Annotated in this window: 22 protein-coding genes; 15 read left to right on the forward strand and 7 right to left on the reverse strand. The window is 35.6% G+C overall.

The window, feature by feature from the left end; all coding sequences use genetic code 11:
* Window positions 1-389: 389 nt before the first annotated feature.
* The 9 genes from GV828_RS11010 (at window position 390) to GV828_RS11050 (ending at window position 6,025) form a co-directional block, all read left to right on the forward strand.
* Window positions 390-833: an EndoU domain-containing protein gene (locus GV828_RS11010; RefSeq protein WP_235935455.1), complete on the forward strand. Its 444-nt coding sequence runs from the start codon at window positions 390-392 to the stop codon at window positions 831-833.
* Window positions 834-851: 18 nt separating this feature from the next.
* Complete coding sequence (locus GV828_RS11015; RefSeq protein WP_166537553.1) at window positions 852-1,199, forward strand: hypothetical protein; 348 nt, start codon at window positions 852-854, stop codon at window positions 1,197-1,199.
* Window positions 1,200-1,382: 183 nt separating this feature from the next.
* A complete protein-coding gene (locus GV828_RS11020; RefSeq protein WP_166537554.1) occupies window positions 1,383-1,853 on the forward strand; it encodes an EndoU domain-containing protein in 471 nt (156 codons plus the stop codon).
* A gap of 147 nt (window positions 1,854-2,000) precedes the next feature.
* On the forward strand, window positions 2,001-2,240 hold the full coding sequence (locus tag GV828_RS13135; RefSeq protein WP_208103186.1) for a hypothetical protein: 240 nt from the start codon (window positions 2,001-2,003) through the stop codon (window positions 2,238-2,240).
* A gap of 668 nt (window positions 2,241-2,908) precedes the next feature.
* Entirely contained in the window at window positions 2,909-3,415 is a 507-nt protein-coding gene (locus GV828_RS11030; RefSeq protein WP_166537556.1) for a M15 family metallopeptidase, read from the forward strand.
* Window positions 3,396-3,860, forward strand: coding sequence for a hypothetical protein (locus GV828_RS11035; RefSeq protein WP_166537557.1), 465 nt, complete (start codon window positions 3,396-3,398; stop codon window positions 3,858-3,860). The genes GV828_RS11030 and GV828_RS11035 overlap by 20 nt, the downstream gene beginning before the upstream one ends.
* 2 nt (window positions 3,861-3,862) lie before the next feature.
* Window positions 3,863-4,183: a hypothetical protein gene (locus GV828_RS11040; protein ID WP_166537558.1), complete on the forward strand. Its 321-nt coding sequence runs from the start codon at window positions 3,863-3,865 to the stop codon at window positions 4,181-4,183.
* Window positions 4,184-4,195: 12 nt separating this feature from the next.
* Window positions 4,196-5,233 (forward strand): patatin-like phospholipase family protein, encoded by a 1,038-nt coding sequence (locus tag GV828_RS11045; protein WP_166537559.1) that lies wholly within the window; start codon window positions 4,196-4,198, stop codon window positions 5,231-5,233.
* Between the two features lie 42 nt (window positions 5,234-5,275).
* Window positions 5,276-6,025: a glycerophosphodiester phosphodiesterase gene (locus tag GV828_RS11050; protein ID WP_166537560.1), complete on the forward strand. Its 750-nt coding sequence runs from the start codon at window positions 5,276-5,278 to the stop codon at window positions 6,023-6,025.
* Between the two features lie 71 nt (window positions 6,026-6,096).
* Here the strand turns inward: GV828_RS11050 and GV828_RS11055 are convergent, their stop codons facing one another.
* Window positions 6,097-6,351, reverse strand: coding sequence for a hypothetical protein (locus GV828_RS11055; protein WP_166537561.1), 255 nt, complete (start codon window positions 6,349-6,351; stop codon window positions 6,097-6,099).
* 337 nt (window positions 6,352-6,688) lie between these two features.
* On the opposite strand from GV828_RS11055, the gene GV828_RS11060 reads away from it, so the two are divergent.
* The 4 genes from GV828_RS11060 to GV828_RS11075 all read left to right on the forward strand — a co-directional run bounded on the left by GV828_RS11060 (window position 6,689) and on the right by GV828_RS11075 (window position 9,981).
* A complete protein-coding gene (locus tag GV828_RS11060; protein WP_235935456.1) occupies window positions 6,689-7,087 on the forward strand; it encodes a hypothetical protein in 399 nt (132 codons plus the stop codon).
* A 3-nt stretch (window positions 7,088-7,090) separates the two neighbouring features.
* The gene (rnpA, locus tag GV828_RS11065) at window positions 7,091-7,471 is read left to right on the forward strand and encodes a ribonuclease P protein component (protein WP_166537563.1); all 381 of its coding nucleotides are present in this window, start codon (window positions 7,091-7,093) and stop codon (window positions 7,469-7,471) included.
* 63 nt (window positions 7,472-7,534) lie between these two features.
* Window positions 7,535-9,163 (forward strand): S41 family peptidase, encoded by a 1,629-nt coding sequence (locus tag GV828_RS11070; RefSeq protein WP_166537564.1) that lies wholly within the window; start codon window positions 7,535-7,537, stop codon window positions 9,161-9,163.
* A complete protein-coding gene (locus tag GV828_RS11075) occupies window positions 9,163-9,981 on the forward strand; it encodes an OmpA family protein (protein WP_166537565.1) in 819 nt (272 codons plus the stop codon). The genes GV828_RS11070 and GV828_RS11075 overlap by 1 nt, the downstream gene beginning before the upstream one ends.
* Window positions 9,982-9,985: 4 nt before the next feature.
* Here the strand turns inward: GV828_RS11075 and GV828_RS11080 are convergent, their stop codons facing one another.
* The 4 genes from GV828_RS11080 to GV828_RS11095 form a co-directional block, all read right to left on the reverse strand.
* Window positions 9,986-10,429: a GNAT family N-acetyltransferase gene (locus GV828_RS11080; protein ID WP_166537566.1), complete on the reverse strand. Its 444-nt coding sequence runs from the start codon at window positions 10,427-10,429 to the stop codon at window positions 9,986-9,988.
* A gap of 12 nt (window positions 10,430-10,441) precedes the next feature.
* Window positions 10,442-11,404: a DUF4837 family protein gene (locus GV828_RS11085; RefSeq protein WP_166537567.1), complete on the reverse strand. Its 963-nt coding sequence runs from the start codon at window positions 11,402-11,404 to the stop codon at window positions 10,442-10,444.
* Between the two features lie 28 nt (window positions 11,405-11,432).
* Window positions 11,433-13,328, reverse strand: a complete 1,896-nt coding sequence (locus tag GV828_RS11090; protein ID WP_166537568.1) for a LysM peptidoglycan-binding domain-containing protein — start codon at window positions 13,326-13,328, stop codon at window positions 11,433-11,435.
* A gap of 103 nt (window positions 13,329-13,431) precedes the next feature.
* On the reverse strand, window positions 13,432-14,619 hold the full coding sequence (locus GV828_RS11095; RefSeq protein ID WP_166537569.1) for a phosphoglycerate kinase: 1,188 nt from the start codon (window positions 14,617-14,619) through the stop codon (window positions 13,432-13,434).
* A gap of 195 nt (window positions 14,620-14,814) precedes the next feature.
* Between GV828_RS11095 and GV828_RS11100 the strand changes: the two genes are divergently transcribed.
* Complete coding sequence (locus tag GV828_RS11100) at window positions 14,815-15,963, forward strand: DNA polymerase III subunit (RefSeq protein ID WP_166537570.1); 1,149 nt, start codon at window positions 14,815-14,817, stop codon at window positions 15,961-15,963.
* Window positions 15,964-15,967: 4 nt separating this feature from the next.
* Window positions 15,968-16,351, forward strand: a complete 384-nt coding sequence (locus tag GV828_RS11105) for a DoxX family protein (RefSeq protein ID WP_166537571.1) — start codon at window positions 15,968-15,970, stop codon at window positions 16,349-16,351.
* 1 nt (window position 16,352) lies between these two features.
* Here the strand turns inward: GV828_RS11105 and GV828_RS11110 are convergent, their stop codons facing one another.
* Together GV828_RS11110 and GV828_RS11115 are read right to left on the reverse strand one after the other, a co-directional pair.
* A complete protein-coding gene (locus GV828_RS11110; protein WP_166537572.1) occupies window positions 16,353-18,617 on the reverse strand; it encodes a helix-turn-helix domain-containing protein in 2,265 nt (754 codons plus the stop codon).
* Between the two features lie 86 nt (window positions 18,618-18,703).
* Window positions 18,704-19,288: an OmpH family outer membrane protein gene (locus GV828_RS11115; protein WP_166537573.1), complete on the reverse strand. Its 585-nt coding sequence runs from the start codon at window positions 19,286-19,288 to the stop codon at window positions 18,704-18,706.
* Window positions 19,289-19,456 lie beyond the last annotated feature (168 nt).

Raw genomic sequence — 19,456 nt, forward strand, 5'->3', positions numbered from 1 at the left:
ACAAAACAGAATAATGTTTCTCTAAAACTAACTTAACACATTCTAATTTAAATGCGTAATCATACTTAACTTTTCTTTCCATAAAAAATGCCCCAAATAGTGTCTAACTTTTTGGGGCATGTTCATTTCGAGTAGCTTTTTTTTATTAAAAACGACGCAGTTATAGCCTTTGAAAATCTTTTAGAAGTTTTTTCTCCTACATCAGAGAAAAATCTAAAAACCTAAAAACATTTTTAGAAGAACTTTGGGAGATAATTCAAGGGTGGTTTAAGAAAGGGAAAGCGGATGAACTATTACAAACCGGGGAAGATTTACGGAAATTTGCTTTACGGAAATGGCTACATAAATTTGATGAAAATTTTGTAAATCATTTAAGTGGAGATGTAGAATTGATAACACAAAAAGTATTCAATAAACAATGGCTGAAGTTAGAAGATTGGGTTTATCTTGGAGATAAGGGACAAGGCGGACATTTTATCAATAAATTTCTTGATGTAGAGGAGGTAACACATCCTGACGGAATTTATTCCTTGGCTCAGTTGGCAGATGACACTCCCTTTAAAGCAAAAGTTACCATAAAATCTTCGGGAGGAAAGGCTTTTCCAAAAATGGCAGAATCTTCCATGTTCCCTAAAAATTGGGATGTTAAAAGAATACAGGAAGAAATAGCGTATGTATATGAAAATACGGTAGCTAAGGGAGAAGGATTAAATCCGGATTCAGTAAATAAGCAATTTAAACAATATAAATTCAAAGATTCTGATGGTAAATTTGATATCTTAATAGAAGTTGATGATACTGGAAAAATAATGAATGCATATCCAAAACTATAACCACTTAAAATAAACAATATGAAATATGTTTTTAAAAAATATGATTGGGATGATACTATAATATTTGGAGTAGAATCAGAACATACTGCTCTTAATAATATCGGGAGTTGGGGTTGGACTCCACAAAAAATCCGAAAAATCATAGACGGTTTAGAACAAAGCAAAACTAAACCCAAAGGAGAAGAATATCTTTGGGGTAATGAGGATGTTAATCTTTATGCAAATGAAAACGGAGTTTTACTCATAGATGTAATGGCGCAAAGAGCAGGACAACATAATCCAGATGAAATTACCTTGAGATTAGCACACAAAGAAATCATACAGTTTCTCCAAGACTTCAAAAAATTTGTAGAAAAAAACAGTTAATGATATAAAAGCTACTTTCGAGTAGCTTTTTTTTATTAGTCATCAATTGAAACCCTGCTTGGCTTTTTCTCCTACATCAGAGAAAAATCTAAAAACTTAGAAACTTTTTTAGATGACCTTTGGGAGATAATTCAAGGGTGGTTTAAGAAAGGGAAAATCGACGAAGTTGAGGGATTAAGAAAATTGGCTTACGATGATTTTGTTAGGACAATTTCTAAAGCTAATATAGATGAAATAATACAGCATCTCTTTGAAGGCGATTTTGGAATTACAAGAAGAGGAAGAAGGAAGTTTTTCTCTGCCAAAGGAATGCACAGTATGTTTGGTGTGAACAAAAAACTAATTCGTATAATTGAAGATACAGAAATTCCGCCTAAACTTCATCATGGTCCTGATACGTTTTTCAAAGCCAAGCCCCAACTAAAGTACAAGAACGGACAGTGGATTGATAAAATGGATAACGGTGGCTACAGTTCTTTCTTTCCGAGCAGCTGGACAAAAGATAGAATTATGGAAGAAATTGCTTTTGCTTGGAAGAATAAAATTGAAACAAATCCTGTAGATGGAATATATGAAGGTTTAACAACTACTAGGCAAAAATTAGTAATGATTCTTAAAAACGGAGAAATAAAAACAGTTTTCACTAAACTATAAGACTTAGAAATTATGTTAAATTATAAAATTATAAAAAGAAAAGACATTAAAGGAGAATTAGATTACTTAATTCTTGTAGATGAACCTTTCATCTTCATTGGTCGAGTAATTCTTGGCAACTTCGATCAATCTCCCCAAAATATTCAGATGAATATAGACGCATTAATAGCCGTTCAAAAAGGCGAAAAAGAAGAGCATATCATTGCTAATGAATCGGGGTTTTTGGCTATTGCTGGTTTAGAAGACAAAGAGCAAGAAATAGAAGAAGGTGTTTATATTTATGACCAATTTGGTGATGATTCTGAAAATCCACTCTACATTGTTCCTGTTGAAGAAATAATAAAACTTCTGCAAGATTTTAAAAAATTTGTAGAAGATAACAATTAAAATAAACTGATAAATAAAAGCTACTTTCGGGTAGCTTTTTTTCATAATCGAAACACTGCTTAGCTTTTTCTCCTACATAAGAGAAAAATCTAAAAACCTAAAATTTTTTTTAGATGAACTTTGGGAAATCATTCAAGAATGGTTTAAGAAAGGAAAAGCGGATGAAGTGCTTGAAGGAGCGATGAGACTTCCTATAAAAATGGTTGTTGGAAAATACAGTAAACGAACTTTTGACATAAACAATTGTTGGGGAAAAATTTTAAATTTGAATTGGGAAAATGCAAAAATTTTCCTTTCCCACTACCATACAAATTCCTAAGCGATTAATGTAGTTTCAAAAGAATTAAAAAAATATTGAATTATTTGGTTTCTAAAAAGAGAACAAATCAAATATAATGGGTGTAAAAGGAAGCGAAAATTTTTTAAGGATTTTCATAACCAATATAAAACTTTCCCACCTTTCTGCTCCTAGTCAAAGCCATAGCTTCCTTATGGATACTTTATGTCGAAGCCCACTTTGTTAAATTTTTTAACAATATTCAAAAATATTCATTAAATTCACTTTGAAACTCAAACAAATCAAAAAAGACGAAAATAATCTTCGTGTGAATTGTTTTGGTAGATTTATTTCTTATATTTGCATACGTTTAATTTCAAAAATTAATTTAATGGACAAATATACAAATCAAAGAATTGACAAACTTCATCCATCCGTAAGGGCTGAAGTAACAATTATCATCGAAGAATGCGACCGCGAACTCACGGGTCGAGCAAAGGTTCGCATCACACAAGGACTACGAACCATAGAAGAACAAAATCTTCTATATAACCAAGGCAGAACGCTTCCTGGCAAAAAAATTACCAACGCAAAAGGTGGTCAGTCCATTCACAATTACGGTCTTGCGGTTGATATTTGCTTAATTATCGACGGAAAAGTAGCGTCATGGGACACCAAGAAAGATTGGGACAATGACCAAGTGGCGGATTGGTACGAATGTGTGAAAATTTTTGCCAAACACGGTTGGGAATGGGGTGGAAACTGGAAAACCTTCAAAGACATGCCGCACTTTGAAAAACGGCACTACAACAGCTGGCAAAAACTTTCTAAACTTCCAAAAGACAAAAACGGATACGTTATTCTAAATCATGAAACAAATGAAATCAATCAGAAATAAAACCTTCGCAATTGTAGTATTTGCATTAACATTAATTTCATGCGAAGCAACCCGAACAGCAGTTTTCGACCAATATTCCTACCAACGAACAACCGAACTCAAAGTAGAAACATCGCGGCTGATGGACAAAGCAATCACGCCTTTTGCGCAAAACAAGCCCGAAATTAATGCGTTATTGCTCAACATCGAAAAGCTAAAAGAATACGAAAAAAACAAACCAAACAACGAAATTACCTTTGCCATGTGGAACATTTTATCTGATTCAGAAAAAAATCTATTAGGTGGTTTTTTCAAAAAGTGGAAAGAAAACAACAACCTCTCGCCTGCTTTTGTTTCCGAAGCCAAAAAACAAATTACCGAAGCAATCGATTTATTGATTCAATACGAAATCAAAAAAGACCAGACTTCTAAAGACAATTTAATGAACTTACTTTCAAACTTTTAGCCATGGATATCGAAAAATTATTGCAAGAGTTGAAGCAAAATTTAGCGCAACTTTTAGGCGAAAAATTCCAAGAATTTAAACCGCAGTTTGAAAAAGACATTGCACAATTTTTGTCCACTTCACGCGAAAAATTAGAACGTTGGAGCTTGCTTTTGGCTTCTGGATCATTAACGGCTGACGAATTTTCTTGGCTCATGAAAAGTCAGCAGGATTTGCTGGCACTCAAAACGCTACAAAACGCCGGGTTGTCTAAAATTCGACTTAACAACATCAAAAGAAGCATCATCGATACGGTGATCAAAACTGTTTTACGCCAACTATAAATTTTTGAAAACATGGAAAAAAAAATTAGAATTTTAAGTTTGGATGGTGGCGGAATCCGCGGCATCATCAGTTGTGTGATTTTAAAATTTATTGAAGAACAACTGCAAAAGCTCGACAATCCTAACGCTAAAATCGGGGACTATTTCGACCTCATCGCCGGAACCAGCACAGGTGGCATTCTTGCGGCAGTGTTGCTTGTTCCAAATGAAAATAAAACCGCTAAATTTTCGGTAGAAGCCGCTTTGGATTTATATTCGGAAAAAGGAGAAACCATATTCGATGTTAATTTTTGGGAACACCTTACCAATCCGTTTGGACTTTTCAACGAAAAAATTTCTGAAAAATCGCTTGAAAGACAACTTAATGAAGTATTTGGCAACCTTCAAATTAAAGATTTCATTAAACCCTCGCTCATCACCAGTTATGATATTTTCCACCGCAAAGCCAAGTTTTTTACCAGTCACGAAGCGCATTCTAACCTCGAAAATTTTTATGCCAAAGACATTTGCCGTGCAACATCTGCAGCACCAACCTATTTTGAACCTGCCAAAATAAAATCGGTTTATGGGCAAGAATTCACCTTGATTGATGGTGGTGTTTATGCGAATAGTCCGGCTTTGTGCGCTTTCGCGGAAGCAGGAAAAATTCCGTTTTCCACCATTTTGAATGATCCCGAAAAACCTGATTTTCCCGACATTAAAGACATGATGATTGTTTCCGTAGGAACGGGCGAAGTCAAAAAAGCGTACACTTTCCGTCAGTTTGAAAATGCCGGAAAAGTAAAATGGATCCAACCGTTGATTGATATTTTGCTTTCCGCAAATGCCGAAACAACCGATTATCAACTGCAAAAAATGTACAAAAAAGCAGGTAAAGCCACCGCAAAAAATTATTACAGATTAATGCCAAATCTCAAAAGCGCCTCCTCCGAAATGGACGATGTCTCAGCCAAAAATATCCAGGAACTTATTCAAGCTGGATTGGCTTTTGTAGATCAAAACGAATCGGAATTAATTGAAATAGCAAGGAAATTGATTCAAAACAAATAAATTTATCAGCAATTGATTAGCTTTGAAATCTCAAATCTATATATGAAAAATCTTATCTTATTTTTTGCTGTTTTATTTTCTACGCCATCGATTTCACAAAAAACAATTGCGCATCGTGGTGCTTGGAAAATGAGTGAAAACCCACAAAATTCAATTGCAGCACTACAAGAAGCCGCTCGCTTAAAATGTTTTGCCACAGAATTTGATGTGCATCTTACCAAAGACAATATTTTGGTCGTTAACCATGATGATGATTTTCAGGGAATGAAAATTGCCACCTCAACGTATGCTGAATTGTTGACCAAAAAATTAACCAACGGTGAAAAAATTCCAACCGCTGAAGATTACCTCAAAGAAGGCTTGAAACACAAAAACCTTCGGTTGATACTGGAGATTAAAACTTCACCTCTTGGACTTGAAAGAACTAAAGAAACAGCGAATGCGGCAGTTAATTTGGTTAAAAAATTAAAAGCAAAAAAACACGTGGATTTTATTCTTTTTGATTTTGAAACTGGAGTTTATCTTTCCAAAATCACGAAAACTTCCATAGGATATTTAACCGGAAACAAAACACCGGAAGAATTGAAAACAGCGGGTTTTAAACAAATGGATTATCATTTTAGCGTGTATCAAAAAAATCCCGATTACATTTCCCGTGCTAAAAAATTAAAACTTTCTGTGAATTGCTGGACCGTAAATTCAGAGAAAGACGTGGAGGAAATGCTGGCAAAAAATGTAGATTTTATCACCACAGACGAACCAGAATTGGTTTTGGAAAAAACTAAAAAATAAAAAAAACCTTCCCGAAAAATTCGAGAAGGCCATTTTAATGGTTGAGTTGGTAAGGTTTATTGTGTAGGTTTTTATTGTTTTTTAGGCTGTGCTGCCGGTTGTGCTTGCGATGCAGGTTGTGCTTCTGTAGCTGGCTTGGCAGTTGTCGCTGCTTTAGTTTCGGTTGTAGCAGGTTGTGCTTTTGTAATTTCTGCCGATTTTTTTTCTGGTTGATTTTCTGCGGTAGCGGTTGTTTGTGCTACTTTAGTTTTTTCTTTTTTTGGTGTTTCTTGCGCAAAAGTTGCCACGCCGGTAAGCATAACAACGCTTAAAATAAACTTTTTCATAATATTATTTTTTTAGGTTTCTGATTCTGTAAGGTTTAAATTCAATAGTAATGCCAAGCACTTAAGTCATGGTGTTAGCACGAGTCGCTTTTGCGTAAGCGAAATTTTTATAATTACTGATTATCAGTTACTTACGATTTGTATTTTGGTGAAAAATAGTTCTTTTCAACGTATTTTTAATATGAATCGAAATGTGGTTTTGTGTGGAAAATGCAGTAATTGTGGCGATTTTTTTTGTAGAAAACTGGCAATTTTAGTTTGTGGCACAGTTTTAGAAAATGTTTCAACCTAAATATTTGTAACTTTACCGTCTTATTTTTTTTGGAAAATGAAACTATTGAAATTTATATTCTTGTTGGCTTTTATTTCGTTTGGCAATCACGCTTTTGCACAAAAATACCGCTTCAAAACTTCGAGTTACAGCGTGATGGAAAAATCGGCCAAAGGCAAATGGGGCAATTGGGCTGACTTTAAAGACACTAATTTAATCATTACTTTGGACGGCGAAAAAAACCGAATTGTGGTCAATTCTCAGCAAACGCAACTGTATTATATTGACGTTTATGGTCAAGCCGAAGAGGATGACATGAATAAAATTTTGACTTTTAATTGTACCGATAATTCTGGCGATAAATGTGTCATTGAAATTATCACCAGGAAAACGCAAGGCAACCGGATTCAGTTTTACATCAGTTACCCTGATTTAAAAATTGTGTACAATATTTATCCGCAGTAACCGATGCCAACTTACCCCAAACAAGAAAAATTAAAGGGAAAAACGCTGATTGACCAATTGTTTCGAGAGGGAAAATCGGTTTCGAAATATCCGTTGCGGCTGGTTTTTTTGCCCACAAATTTTGAAGATAATTCGAAGTTGAAAACAGGCGTTTCGGTTTCAAAAAAATATTTTAAAAAAGCTGTTGACCGCAATTATTTCAAGCGTGTCTTGCGCGAAACTTATAGGTTAAATAAGCATTTACTTGAAAACACCGAAAGATCTTTTGCGATGATGATACTTTATCAATCCAAAGACCGCTTGACTTTTGAAGAAATTAATCAGAAAACGATTCAGCTTTTTGAAAAATTTTTACAGCAACAAAATCATAATCAGTCACTTTAATGCGTTCTTGCTAATAGATTTATTATTTTAGCGTTTTACATTTCCGTCATCAAAAATAATTTTATGTTTAAAAAAAGATATATCATCCCAGTAATCGCCGGCGGACTTTTCTACCTTGGTACGAGTTTTCGCAATGATTTTTTTGAAATTGCCAAGCAAATAGAAATTTTTACCACCATGTTTAAAACCGTCAACATGAATTATGTGGACGAAACCAATCCTGGCGAACTCATGGACAAAGCCATCAAAAATATGTTGATGGAACTCGATCCTTACACCGTTTATTTCAATGAAGCCGATGTGGTGAAATTTAAAATTAACAACACTGGAGAATACACCGGAATTGGCGCAATCGTCTCGAGGAAAGAAGGAAAATTAATTGTTAAAGAACCCTATAAAAATTTTCCCGCTGACAAAGCCGGACTTCGTGCCGGAGATGAAATCATCCAAATTGGCGATATAAACCTCACCGATTTTAAAGACGATGCTTCGCAGCTAATGCGTGGCGCAAGAAATACCAAAATCAACATTAAATATTTACGTCAAGGAAAACCCATGACCACAGTTTTGGTTTTAGACGAAGTAGATGTAAAAGCGGTTCCGTTTTTTAGCAAAATCGATGCAGAAACAGGTTACATCGTACTTTCGCAATTTAATGCCAAAGCTTCCGCAGAAACCAAAGCCGCTTTAGAACAATTAAAATCCGAAGGTGCCAAAAAAATGATTCTGGATTTACGGGGAAATCCAGGCGGTTTGCTACACGAAGCGGTAAATATCTGCAATCTATTTGTGCCAAGTGGCGAAACCATTGTCACCACAAAATCCCACATTGAAAAGCATAACAATACTTACCGAACATCAAAACCTCCGGTTGACACCGAAATTCCTTTGGCTATTTTGGTCGATGGCAGAAGTGCTTCGGCTTCAGAAATTGTGGCGGGAGCTTTGCAAGATTTAGATCGTGCGGTTGTCGTTGGCGCCAGAAGTTTTGGTAAAGGTTTGGTTCAAAGACCTATTGATTTAACTTACGGAACTCAGGTAAAAGTGACAATTTCTCGTTATTACACGCCTTCCGGCAGATGTATTCAGGCGTTAGATTATGCTCATAAAGATCAAGATGGGAAGGCAATTCGCACAAAAGCGGAAAATTATAATGCTTTTAAAACCAAAAAAGGAAGAACGGTTTATGATGGTGGCGGAATCCAACCAGATGTGGAATTAGCGGAAACCAAACTCAGCAGAATTTCCGAAGCCTTGATTAAAAACGATGGAATCTTTGATTATGCCACTTTTTATTATTATAAAAATCCAAATCTTGGTGACAAAATTCCTACCATTTCTGATGCTGACTTTGCCGAATTTAAAAAGTTCCTAAAAGACGGAAAATATGCTTTTGATACCGAAACCGAATTGGCTTTACAAAAAACTTTAGACGCTGCTAAAAAGGAAAAAATTGACGAAGAAATTAGTGCCGAATTTCAGCAGTTGTTGACCGCTTTACAAAGAAGTGACGAAACCCAACTCAACAAAAATCAGCAGGAAGTGAAAGATTTAATTTTAGACGAAATTATCCGCCGTTACCAATATAAAGAAGGTTTGTACCAATATTACACCAAAAATAATTCTGAAATTAAAAAAGCAACAGCCTTGCTTAACAATGCATCTGAATACAATAAAATTTTGATGAAATAATGAAATTCCTCCACAGGATTATCCCCCTTTTATTTTTCGTTTCGGCTTTTGCTCAGGAAGAAGTCGTGCATTCTGTTTATTTCGAAACGGCAAAATTTGACATTACCCAAGAACAATCTCAGGAAACGTTGACTTTCGTGCAAAGTGTGGATTCATCGCGAATAGAATCGATTAGCATTTATGGTTATTGCGATGATCGTGGTAAAGACGAATATAATTTTAAATTGTCTAATAATCGCGCCAATACCATCAAAGAACAACTGCTTGAAGCCGGAATTAAAAGCAAAATTATCGTAACGATTGAAGGTAGAGGTCGTGTTTTGATTGAAGATGACATCGACAATGTTTCGGAAGTTCGCTCTAAAAACCGACGGGTTGACGTGGTTTTAAATTTCAAAGAAATTCCTGTAGAAACCTTAAATGTCCCCGGAATTCGGAATAAAATTGTTAGCAATCACGTAGTTGGCGATAGGGTTTACCTCGAAAAAATATTGTTTGAAAAAGGCAGCAGCAAATTGACGCTAAAAAGCAGAAAAGAACTCGATTACATCGCCAGACAATTGCAAAAATACCGGAATTTACATTTTGAAATTCAAGGTCATGTGTGTTGTACACCAAAATTTCACAAGGATGCGATTGACAAAGACACCAAAAAAAGAAAATTGTCTCAAAACAGAGCCGAAGCCGTTTATAAATATTTGATTATCAAAAAAATAGATAAAAAAAGAATGTCGTTTAAAGGTTACGGAAATACGCAACCTTTAGGTCAAGGCGCTGATTTAGACCGTAGAGTGGAACTGGTGATTACGAAAGTCTAAAAATCTAATTTTTCTCCATCCGAATATGCGGAATATCATCTTCCAAATATTCTTCACTAACTTGAACAAATCCGTGTGATTCGTAAAATTTTTTCAAATACAATTGCGCAGAAATCGTGATTTGGCTTTCGCCAAAATATTCCAAGACGGCAGAAATGGCTTGTTTCATCAGGTCGTGTCCCCATTTTTTGCTGCGAAAAATTTCTTTCACCACTACCCTTCCAATCGACGCTTGGTCAAAATAATCTCTGGGCTTAAAAATGCGGCAATACGCCACAACTTCGCCTTCAAAAGTGGCAAAAACGTGAATGGCTTTCGGATCTTTGCCATCAACATCTTGATAAACGCAATTTTGCTCCACCACAAACACTTCACTCCTGAGTTGGTATATACTTTGTAATTCCAAAAGAGAAAGTTCGTTAAATCGCTTTATTTTCCAGTTGAGCATTTTTTTTAATTTTTAAAATTGAATAGTTTTAATAATCGCATCTAATTCAAACATCAGGTCTCGTTTTGGTGTGGATGGTGCATACGAAAATCCCTCTATCACTAAAATCCGATTATTTTTCAAATCTATGATGCAATAATTGACAAATGGGCCGGACATAAAGTCATTTTTGAGTTCCCAATTTCCTTTGGTTTGATAGGTTTTTTTATGGTCAACTTCAGTAGCAAAAAGGTAAGGCATATAAGAATCTTCCGTTGCCATTTTCGAATGTTCCATTGTACCATGAATGTACAAAGCACCCACTGAATCGCGGATTTTTACAATATCGGCCACGGCATCATCTGCATCAATTGCAGAAATGGGAATTTCATACAAAAGCAAACTTTGGTTTCCGGATTGAATTTCTTTTTTAAACCAAAAAAAATTGTCTTTCTCCAAAACTAATTTGAATTCTTTAGGAACATTAACCGAAAGTTTAAATTTTTTCCGAATCTTATCGACATTAATCGCATCTGTGGAAATGTTTTTCTGAAATTGTGTTGTTTCCGTGGCTTGAAAAAGTTTGACCATGGCATCACTATTTTGCGACAAATGGTGCAATATTCCTGCGGTAGAATTTGCCGAAATTTTAATTACATTTTGCGGAATCGCATATTGATTTTGGGCTACTTCGAAAAAATTTTTAGTTTCTTTTTTTATGAAAATCACGTTTCTGCTTTTGAGTAATTTGCCGTCAAAAGCTTGTGGTGTGTATTGATTAAGTGTAAAAAGTGGTTCTTCTTGTGGCAAACCATCAACTGGAGCGGCAAATTTTTTGCGTATGCTGTCGCCAATTTCGCCAATCCACAAATTATCGTCTATAAAAACCGAAATTGAATTGGTATTCCCCACAGATTTTCGGGTGGCAAACTCGTCTTGCTTTTTTTGGCATGCAAAAACAGAAAGTATAAATAAAGCGGTCCACAACTTTTTCATACTTCAAAAATAGGCAAAAAAATCCAGGTTAACCCTGGATTTTTAATTTCATTCCCGGCTTTATATTTTCATTGCTGATGCCGTTCCATTTTTTGATATTTTCTACCGTAACACCCGGATACTTTTTGGAAATACTAAAAAGTGAATCTCCTTTTTTAACCAAATATTGGTGTTCTTTTACCGGATTTTTAGCCGTGGCAATTTGTTTTTCAGGTTTAGCATCAACACTTGCAATTTCCTGATTATTTTCTTCCATCATCAACTTAATTCGGCTTCCTAACAGGACTTTTGAATCTTCGAGGTTGTTCCATTCTTTAAGCTGCTCAACGGTAACATTATATTTTTTGGCAATTGCCGCTAAATTATCGCCTTTTTCAACGGTGTGAAATTTTAATTCTTCCGCAATTTCTTCATCAGTTGAAGTTACTTCGGTTTCTTTGTCGTTTTTCTTTTCTACCGAAGCCAAACGGGTTTCAACGGTATCTTTAACTTTTGCAGTTTTTACAACTGGTTTTTTAACGGTTGTCGCCACTCTTTCGGTAGAAACAATTTTAAGTTTTGAACCTAACATAACGGTGTTGGTTCGCATGCGGTTCCATTTTTTTAGTTCGGAAATAGAAACCCCGTAACGATTGGCAATTTCGCCTAAATTATCACCTCGTTTTACCGTGTGGTATTTGGTTTTGGTAACTAATTTAGAAGAGGCATAAGTTTCCGAATCGTCGTCATCTGTTGTATCTTGGTCTTTTTCTGCTTTAGCGGAAGCGACAGCTGTATTACTTTTTACAAAATAAGGCTTCTCTTTTTTATCGTCTTCAATTTTTGCGTAAGCGTAAATTTTATCTTCGTTTGAAGTAAAAGTAGCGATTTGTTCAAGTGGTAATCTTAAATAGCTATTTTGTCCTTTAATTACGGGAACCACATCTAATTTATAAGCCGGATTGAGCAATTTAATTTGAGATTCCGGAATGTCTAACAAATCAGAAATTTGCTTGAAAGTCATTTCGTTTTTTACCATCACGGTGTCCGTTGCAAAGTAGCTGATGGCTGCTTTTTTCGGTTCAATTCCGTGTTCTTTGTGGTATTCGTAAATATACATGGTAGCCAAAAATGCCGGAACATATCCTTGTGTTTCCTTCGGAAGGTGTTTGCGGATGTTCCAATAATTTTGTTTTCCGCCTGAACGACGGATGGCTTTTGAAACGTTTCCAGGACCCGCATTGTAAGAGGCCAAAACCAAATCCCAATCGCCAAAAATTTTGTACATATTCGACAAATATTGGCAAGCGGCTTCGGTAGCTTTAAGTGGATCGCTTCTTTCATCGATGTAAGAAGAAACGTCTAACTTATATTGTTTTCCGGTAGCGTACATAAATTGCCACAAACCTGTTGCACCAACTCTTGAACGTGCGTGAGGATTTAAAGCTGATTCTACTACTGCTAAATATTTAATTTCTAAAGGAACATCGTATTTTGCCAAAGCAGCTTCAAACATCGGGAAATAATATTCTGAAATGGCCATCAATCTTTCGTAAGATTTTTTGCGGTTTTTCAGGAAAGATTTGATGATATTTTCTAGTCCTTGGTTGTATTCGATGTTGAATGGCGAACGAGCGTCCATTTCTTTCAATCTTTGTTTTAACAAATCGGTAGAAAGATCGTAATCTACTTTTTCGTCCGGATTGAGGTTAGCAATATCATTTTCCATTGCCGAAAAAAGATCTTGATTAGTCAATTCGTTTATCCAAGCTTGATCTACACAAGATGCCATCGGATGTTCCACGAAAGTGCTTTTGATGGAATCCAAAACGGACATTTTAGGGGCTATTTCTTGCGGGATATTTTCCGTAGAAACATTTTCTTGAGCGAAAATATTTAAGGAGAAAAAAGGTACTAAAAGTAAGGCTGTTTTCGTTTTACTCATAAGGGAAATTTATAACTTCTTATATTTCAAATAATTATACAGTTTTGCAAACTTAACTTTTTATAACTTATTTAAAAACGATTTATTGTATTTTTTTATTTTTTTAACTTTCAATAGCAGCAATTCCCGGTAAGGTTTTTCCTTCTAACATTTCGAGCATTGCCCCACCACCAGTAGAAACGTAGCTCATTTTTGGCTCTAATCCAAATTGTTTCACTGCCGCAACAGAATCTCCTCCACCAACTAATGAAAAGGCTCCTTTTTGCGTTGCTTCGGCAATAGATTCTCCTAAACTAATCGTTCCTTTGGCAAAATTTTCCATTTCAAAAACCCCAACGGGACCATTCCACAAAACCGTTTTCGACTCTAAAATTACATTTTTGAAATTTTCTAAAGATTCCGGACCCGCGTCTAAACCTTGCCAACCGTCAGGAATTTCGTTCACTTTTACCACTTTGGTTTTGGCATCGTTATTAAAATCGTCAGCCGCGATTACATCTACCGGAAGGTGAACTTTTACATTTTTTTCTTTGGCTTTCGCCAAAATTTCTAAAGCCAAATCTTGCTTGTCATCCTCACAAATCGAGCCGCCAATTTTGCCGCCTTGCGCTTTAATGAAGGTGTAAGTCATTCCGCCACCCACAATTAAATGGTCAATTTTATCCAAAATATTTTCAATAACCGTGATTTTTGTCGAAACTTTCGAACCTCCTAAAATCGCAGTAACCGGTTTTTCAGAGTCTTTTAAAACTTTGTTTAAACTCTCAATTTCTTTTGCCAAAAGACTTCCGAAACATTTTTTCCCGTCAAAAAACTGAGCAATAATTGTAGTTGAAGCATGAGCTCTGTGAGCCGTTCCAAAAGCGTCGTTCACATAAATATCGCCTAATTTCGAAAGTTTTTTGGCAAATTCTTCATCACCTGCTTCTTCTTCCTTATAAAAACGAAGATTTTCGAGCAATAAAATTTCGCCCGGTTTTAAATCAGAAGCGGCTTTTTCTACTTTTTCGCCAACGCTATCGTCCACGAATTGTACTTCTTTTCCTAAAATTTCCGACGTTTTTTCTACAATATGTTTAAGAGAATATTTGTCTTCTTTTCCTTTTGGTCGTCCCAAATGCGACATCAAGATCACACTTCCTCCGTCGTTCAAAATTTTATCAATTGTTGGTTTTGCCGCTTCAATTCGGGTATCATCAGTAATTTTAAAATTATCGTCCAACGGCACATTAAAGTCAACACGAATAATGGCTTTTTTATCTTTAAAATCGAAATCGTTTAGCGTTTTCATGAAATATTTGAGTTTAAATTTTTGTAAAATGTGAATTACAAATATAGGGGTTTCGGGCAAAGCATAATGCAGAATTTTATTTTTCAACAAATTTATTCTCGGGAAATCGATTGCGTTATTGAGAAAAATTGTCACAATTTTACGAAAGTGAGATTACTAATTTTTCTGAAATTTTAATTCTCTTATATTTGCTCTATGCTTTTTTCAGAAATACTTGGCCAAGAACACATCAAAAGTCACTTAACCAAAAGTGCTGATTCCGGAAGAATTCCGCATGCACAACTTTTTGTAGGACCCGAAGGTTCAGGTACTTTGGCAATGGCGTTGGCTTATTCGCAATATGTTTTGTGTAAAAATAATAACAGCGAAAATAATTCTGGCAACGAAGCTTGTAATCTAAAATTTGCCCATCTTTCTCATCCGGATTTACATTTTATTTATCCAACTGTTACAACAGAAGAAGTAAAAAAACACCCGAAAAGCATTGATTTCATCAAAGATTGGCGCGAATTTATTTTGACCAATCCGTATGCTGGTTTGTTTGATTGGTACCAAAAATTAGACGCAAAAAATAAACAGGGCGAAATTAGAGTTGATGATGCGCAAGAAACATTGAAAGCGCTTTCGCTAAAAAGTTACGAAGGCGGTTACAAAGTGATGATTGTGTGGATGGCCGAAAAAATGAACATCGCGGCATCGAACAAATTGCTGAAAATTCTGGAAGAACCGCCGGAAAAAACGCTTTTTATTTTAATTGCCGAAGATGAAGAAGATTTAATCCAAACCATTCGGTCGCGTTGTCAAGTGCTTCATTTTATTGGTGTTCCCGAAAATGAAATTGCCAAAAAACTTATCGAAACTAAAAATTTGGAACCGAGAGAAGCGCAAAAGGTAGCGCATCAATCGCAAGGCAATTTCAATAAAGCTTTAAAATTATTGTCGGATGCAAACGAAGATGAACCGTTTGAAAAATGGTTTGTACTTTGGGTTCGTGCGGCTTTTAAAGCCAAAGGAAATGCAGCCGCCATTCACGATTTAATTTCCTGGAGCGAAACCATTGCTGGATTAGGTCGTGAGCCTCAAAAAAAATTCTTAAATTACTGCATGGAAATGTTTCGCCAAGCGTTATTGCTCAATTATCAGGCAACTTCGCTGGTGTATATGGAACCCAAAATTGAAAAATTTAAACTCGAAAATTTCTCTCCTTTTGTAAACGGAGCAAATATTGGCGATATTTACCACGAAATTTCTGAGGCCATTTACCACATCGAAAGAAACGGAAATGCCAAACTGATTTTAACCGATCTTTCTATAAAATTGACACGATTAATTCATAAAAAATAAAATTATGGAAAACACAGCTTCCCTCCTAATTCTCGCGTTTTTGGCCATCACTTTTTTACAATCCGGTTACGATAAAGTCATCGACTGGAACGGAAATGTTTCTTGGTTGAAAGGTCATTTTGAAAAAACTTTTTTGCGCAGCCAAGTACCATTTGCCTTACTAATTGTTTTGGTTTTAGAAATTGTTGCCGGCGTTTTTTCGGTGGCGGGAATTATTGAAATGCTTACTAAAGGCAATACTTTTTACGGTTATTACGGTTCGGTAGTTGCTTGTGTGGCGTTGCTTTTATTGCTTTTCGGACAAAGAATTGCCAAAGATTATGATGGCGCCAGAACCATTGCCATTTACTTTATTCCGGCGGTTTTGGGCGTTTTTTTAATGCAATAATTTACAGCGAAGCTTTATAAAATCGGAGTTCGTCCCACGAAAAAGTTTCTCCGTATTTTTCTTTTAAAGGCGTGAGCGAAAGTTCGTCATAACCTTCAAAAGCTTTAGCAAGCTCCACAATTTTGTCATCCGGAAGAATTTCTGTTAGGGCAATTTTTTTGCTTTGAATTAATTTCGAAATATGACTTGCGATTGTTTGGTTGGTTAATTTTCGCAATGCCGCAATTTCTTCCAACGAATTTTTGGCTTGCCATAATTCAAACGTTTCTTCGTAGGTAGATTTTTTCTCTTTTTTCGGTTTTTTTTCTTTTTTAGAATAACGAGAAACCGCAAAATCTTCTTCAATAAGATGTTGGTTTTCAGCTTTGAAAATCGTTTTTACTTCTTCAATTTTGTTATTTCTATACTTTAAAACTTTCGCCGAAATTAAATTTTCCTTATTAATTTCTTTATTATTTAGCATTAATTCTACCAATTTTTCTGCCTTAAATAATCGAAGTACGGCTTTGGTTTGCAATTCTTCGAGTAATGCAAATTCTTCATAAATGGCTTTTGCTTTTTTGATTTGCCCAACTTGTAAAAGCTTGTACAGCAAGCCTTCAACTAATTTATCTTTTTTCGGAAAAAAATAATTTTGCGCAGCATAAAATCTTTCTGAAATATTGTTAAGGTCGAAGTTTTCCGGCAAAAATAAATAATCGAGTTGCTTGATGAATTTTTCGGCGTGAATGGACATTTCATCGAACAAAGCCGAAGATTCCTGAGCCCATTTTTGAAACTGATTTTTCCCGGATTTCTCCGAAGTTTCGCTATAACTAAAACGGTGATTCCGCCATTCTTGCGCGAGATTTTTCCAATTAAAACTTTCCTTGAGATATTCCCTAAAATAAATTTTCGTTTCGATTTGAAGGGAATCTGCCAATTGGCTTTCGCAAGCTTTATTTTTGGCATAATCCATCACTTCGGCATCATTAGAAATTCCGTTCATGTTAAGCGGAGAAAGCAAAACGAGCCCGTTTAACGAACGAAGTCGAGACAACGCAACATAGGCTTGTCCGGGCAAAAAAACGTCCGATACATCAATCGCGGCTTTATCAAACGTGAGGCCTTGACTTTTGTGAACCGTAATTGCCCACGCCAGTTTGATGGGGTAATGCTGAAAAGTACCTAAAAGCTCCTCATCAATTTCTTTAGTGTGAGGGTTAACTGTATAACGAATGTTGCGCCATTCGTAGCGTGAAACTTCAATAGTTTTTTTTTCTTCCGGGAAATTGACTAAAATTTCATCTTGTGAAACTGAAAATATAACGCCCATTTTTCCGTTGAAGAAATTTTTTTCGCCTGAAATATCGTTTTTGATAAACATGACTTGTGCGCCTTTTTTCAACAAAAGACTTTCTTCCACCGGAAAAATTTTCTCTGGAAAATCGCCAACGATTTGCGGTGTAAATTTAAACTGTGGACTTGCAATTTCGGCAAGTGCTTGGTAATTAATTGTGTCGGCTTTGTGATTATGGGTGGTAAGCGTGATGAAACCCGGATTTTGTTTTAAATTAAAATTTGGATTCACCAATTGATTTAAAACGTTGACATCTTTGGTTTCCACCAAATTATTCCGCAGATTGTTGAGAATGCCGATGAAAATATCGTCGGTTTGGCGGTAAATTTTCGATAGTTCTACGTACAACGGCGGATTTTGCTGCAAAATTCGGGCGTGAAAGAAAAATTTTCCCGTGTAATAATTTCGCAAAATATTCCATTCTTCGTGTTTGATGACGGGCGGCAATTGCAATAAATCGCCAATAAAAAGCATTTGAACGCCACCAAATGCTTGTTGGTTTTTTCTTACTTTTTTCAGCATAAAATCCATAGCGTCAAGCAAATCGGGACGTAACATGCTGACTTCGTCAATGATTAATAATTCTAAATTTCTGAATACCGCTTTTCGCATAGCACTCATTTTAAAGTGGCGACTTAGGCTGTTTTTGGTTTCGAATTTTAAATTATTTTGGGCAAAAAAATCTGCATTGTTTTCCGGAATAAAAGCACTTAGCGGCAACTGAAACATCGAGTGAATGGTCACGCCTCCAGCATTTAAAGCCGCAATTCCAGTTGGAGCAACGACAGCAGTATTTTTGTGGGTAACTTTAATAATTTCGTGCAACAAAGTGGTTTTTCCGGTTCCGGCTTTTCCGGTTAGAAAAATGTTTTTGTTGGTTTGGTTGATAAATTTCAGGGTGAAATTTCCGGCTTCTGAAAACTGCATCTGCGTATATTTTGCGTAAGCGGAAAAATACAATTTTTGTGATGAGCTTGCAAAAAAAAACCTCTGGAATTACAGAGGTTCATGTTTTATTTTTTTTCGGCTTCGGTAGTAGCCGGTGCTTTTTCTTCTTCTTTTGCTGGCGCTTTGTATTTATCGTTCAGCTCTTTTAAGATTTTATCGGTGATGTCTAAACCGTCTTTTCCATATAAAATGGTTGATGCTTCTCCGGTTCCATAAATGTAAGTGTAACCGTTTTTCTTACCATAATCTTGGATGAATTTTTTCATACGGCTTTTCATTGAATCCATTTCAACACCGCTTTCATCTTGCAGTTGACGCATCATGGATTGTTGTGCATAAGTCAATTCTTGCTCACGTTTTTGTAGTTCTGCGCCTTTTCTTTGAGCCCATTCTGGTCCGTTAGCTTGTGCATTTCTTTGAAAATTTTGTGCTTCTTCTTGGAAACGTTTTACTTGCTGGTCTAATTCTCTTCCCATTGTTTCGCCTTTTTGCTTGTATTTGGCCTGAAGATCTTTAGATTCCGTATATTTTTCCATTAATTCTACCGTATTTACGTAAGCGGTTTTTTCGGTAGCGGTTTTGACTTGCTCTTCTTTGTTGCACGAAAACAAACTGAAGGCTATTGCAAATGCAACAATTGTTTTTTTCATTGTTTAAATTTTTTGTGGGTTCAAAAGTAAAAAAAAATAATCAGAAACTTGATTTGTACAAAATTATCGTTGAATCCTTAATTATTAAATTTATTTATACGTTTAATTTTTGTGATAAATTATATTGATTGAAATTAACTTTATAACATTAGCGCTATTGGATTTATT

It is taken from the genome of Flavobacterium ichthyis (assembly GCF_009915155.1).
In the GTDB taxonomy this organism is placed as follows: domain Bacteria; phylum Bacteroidota; class Bacteroidia; order Flavobacteriales; family Flavobacteriaceae; genus Flavobacterium; species Flavobacterium ichthyis.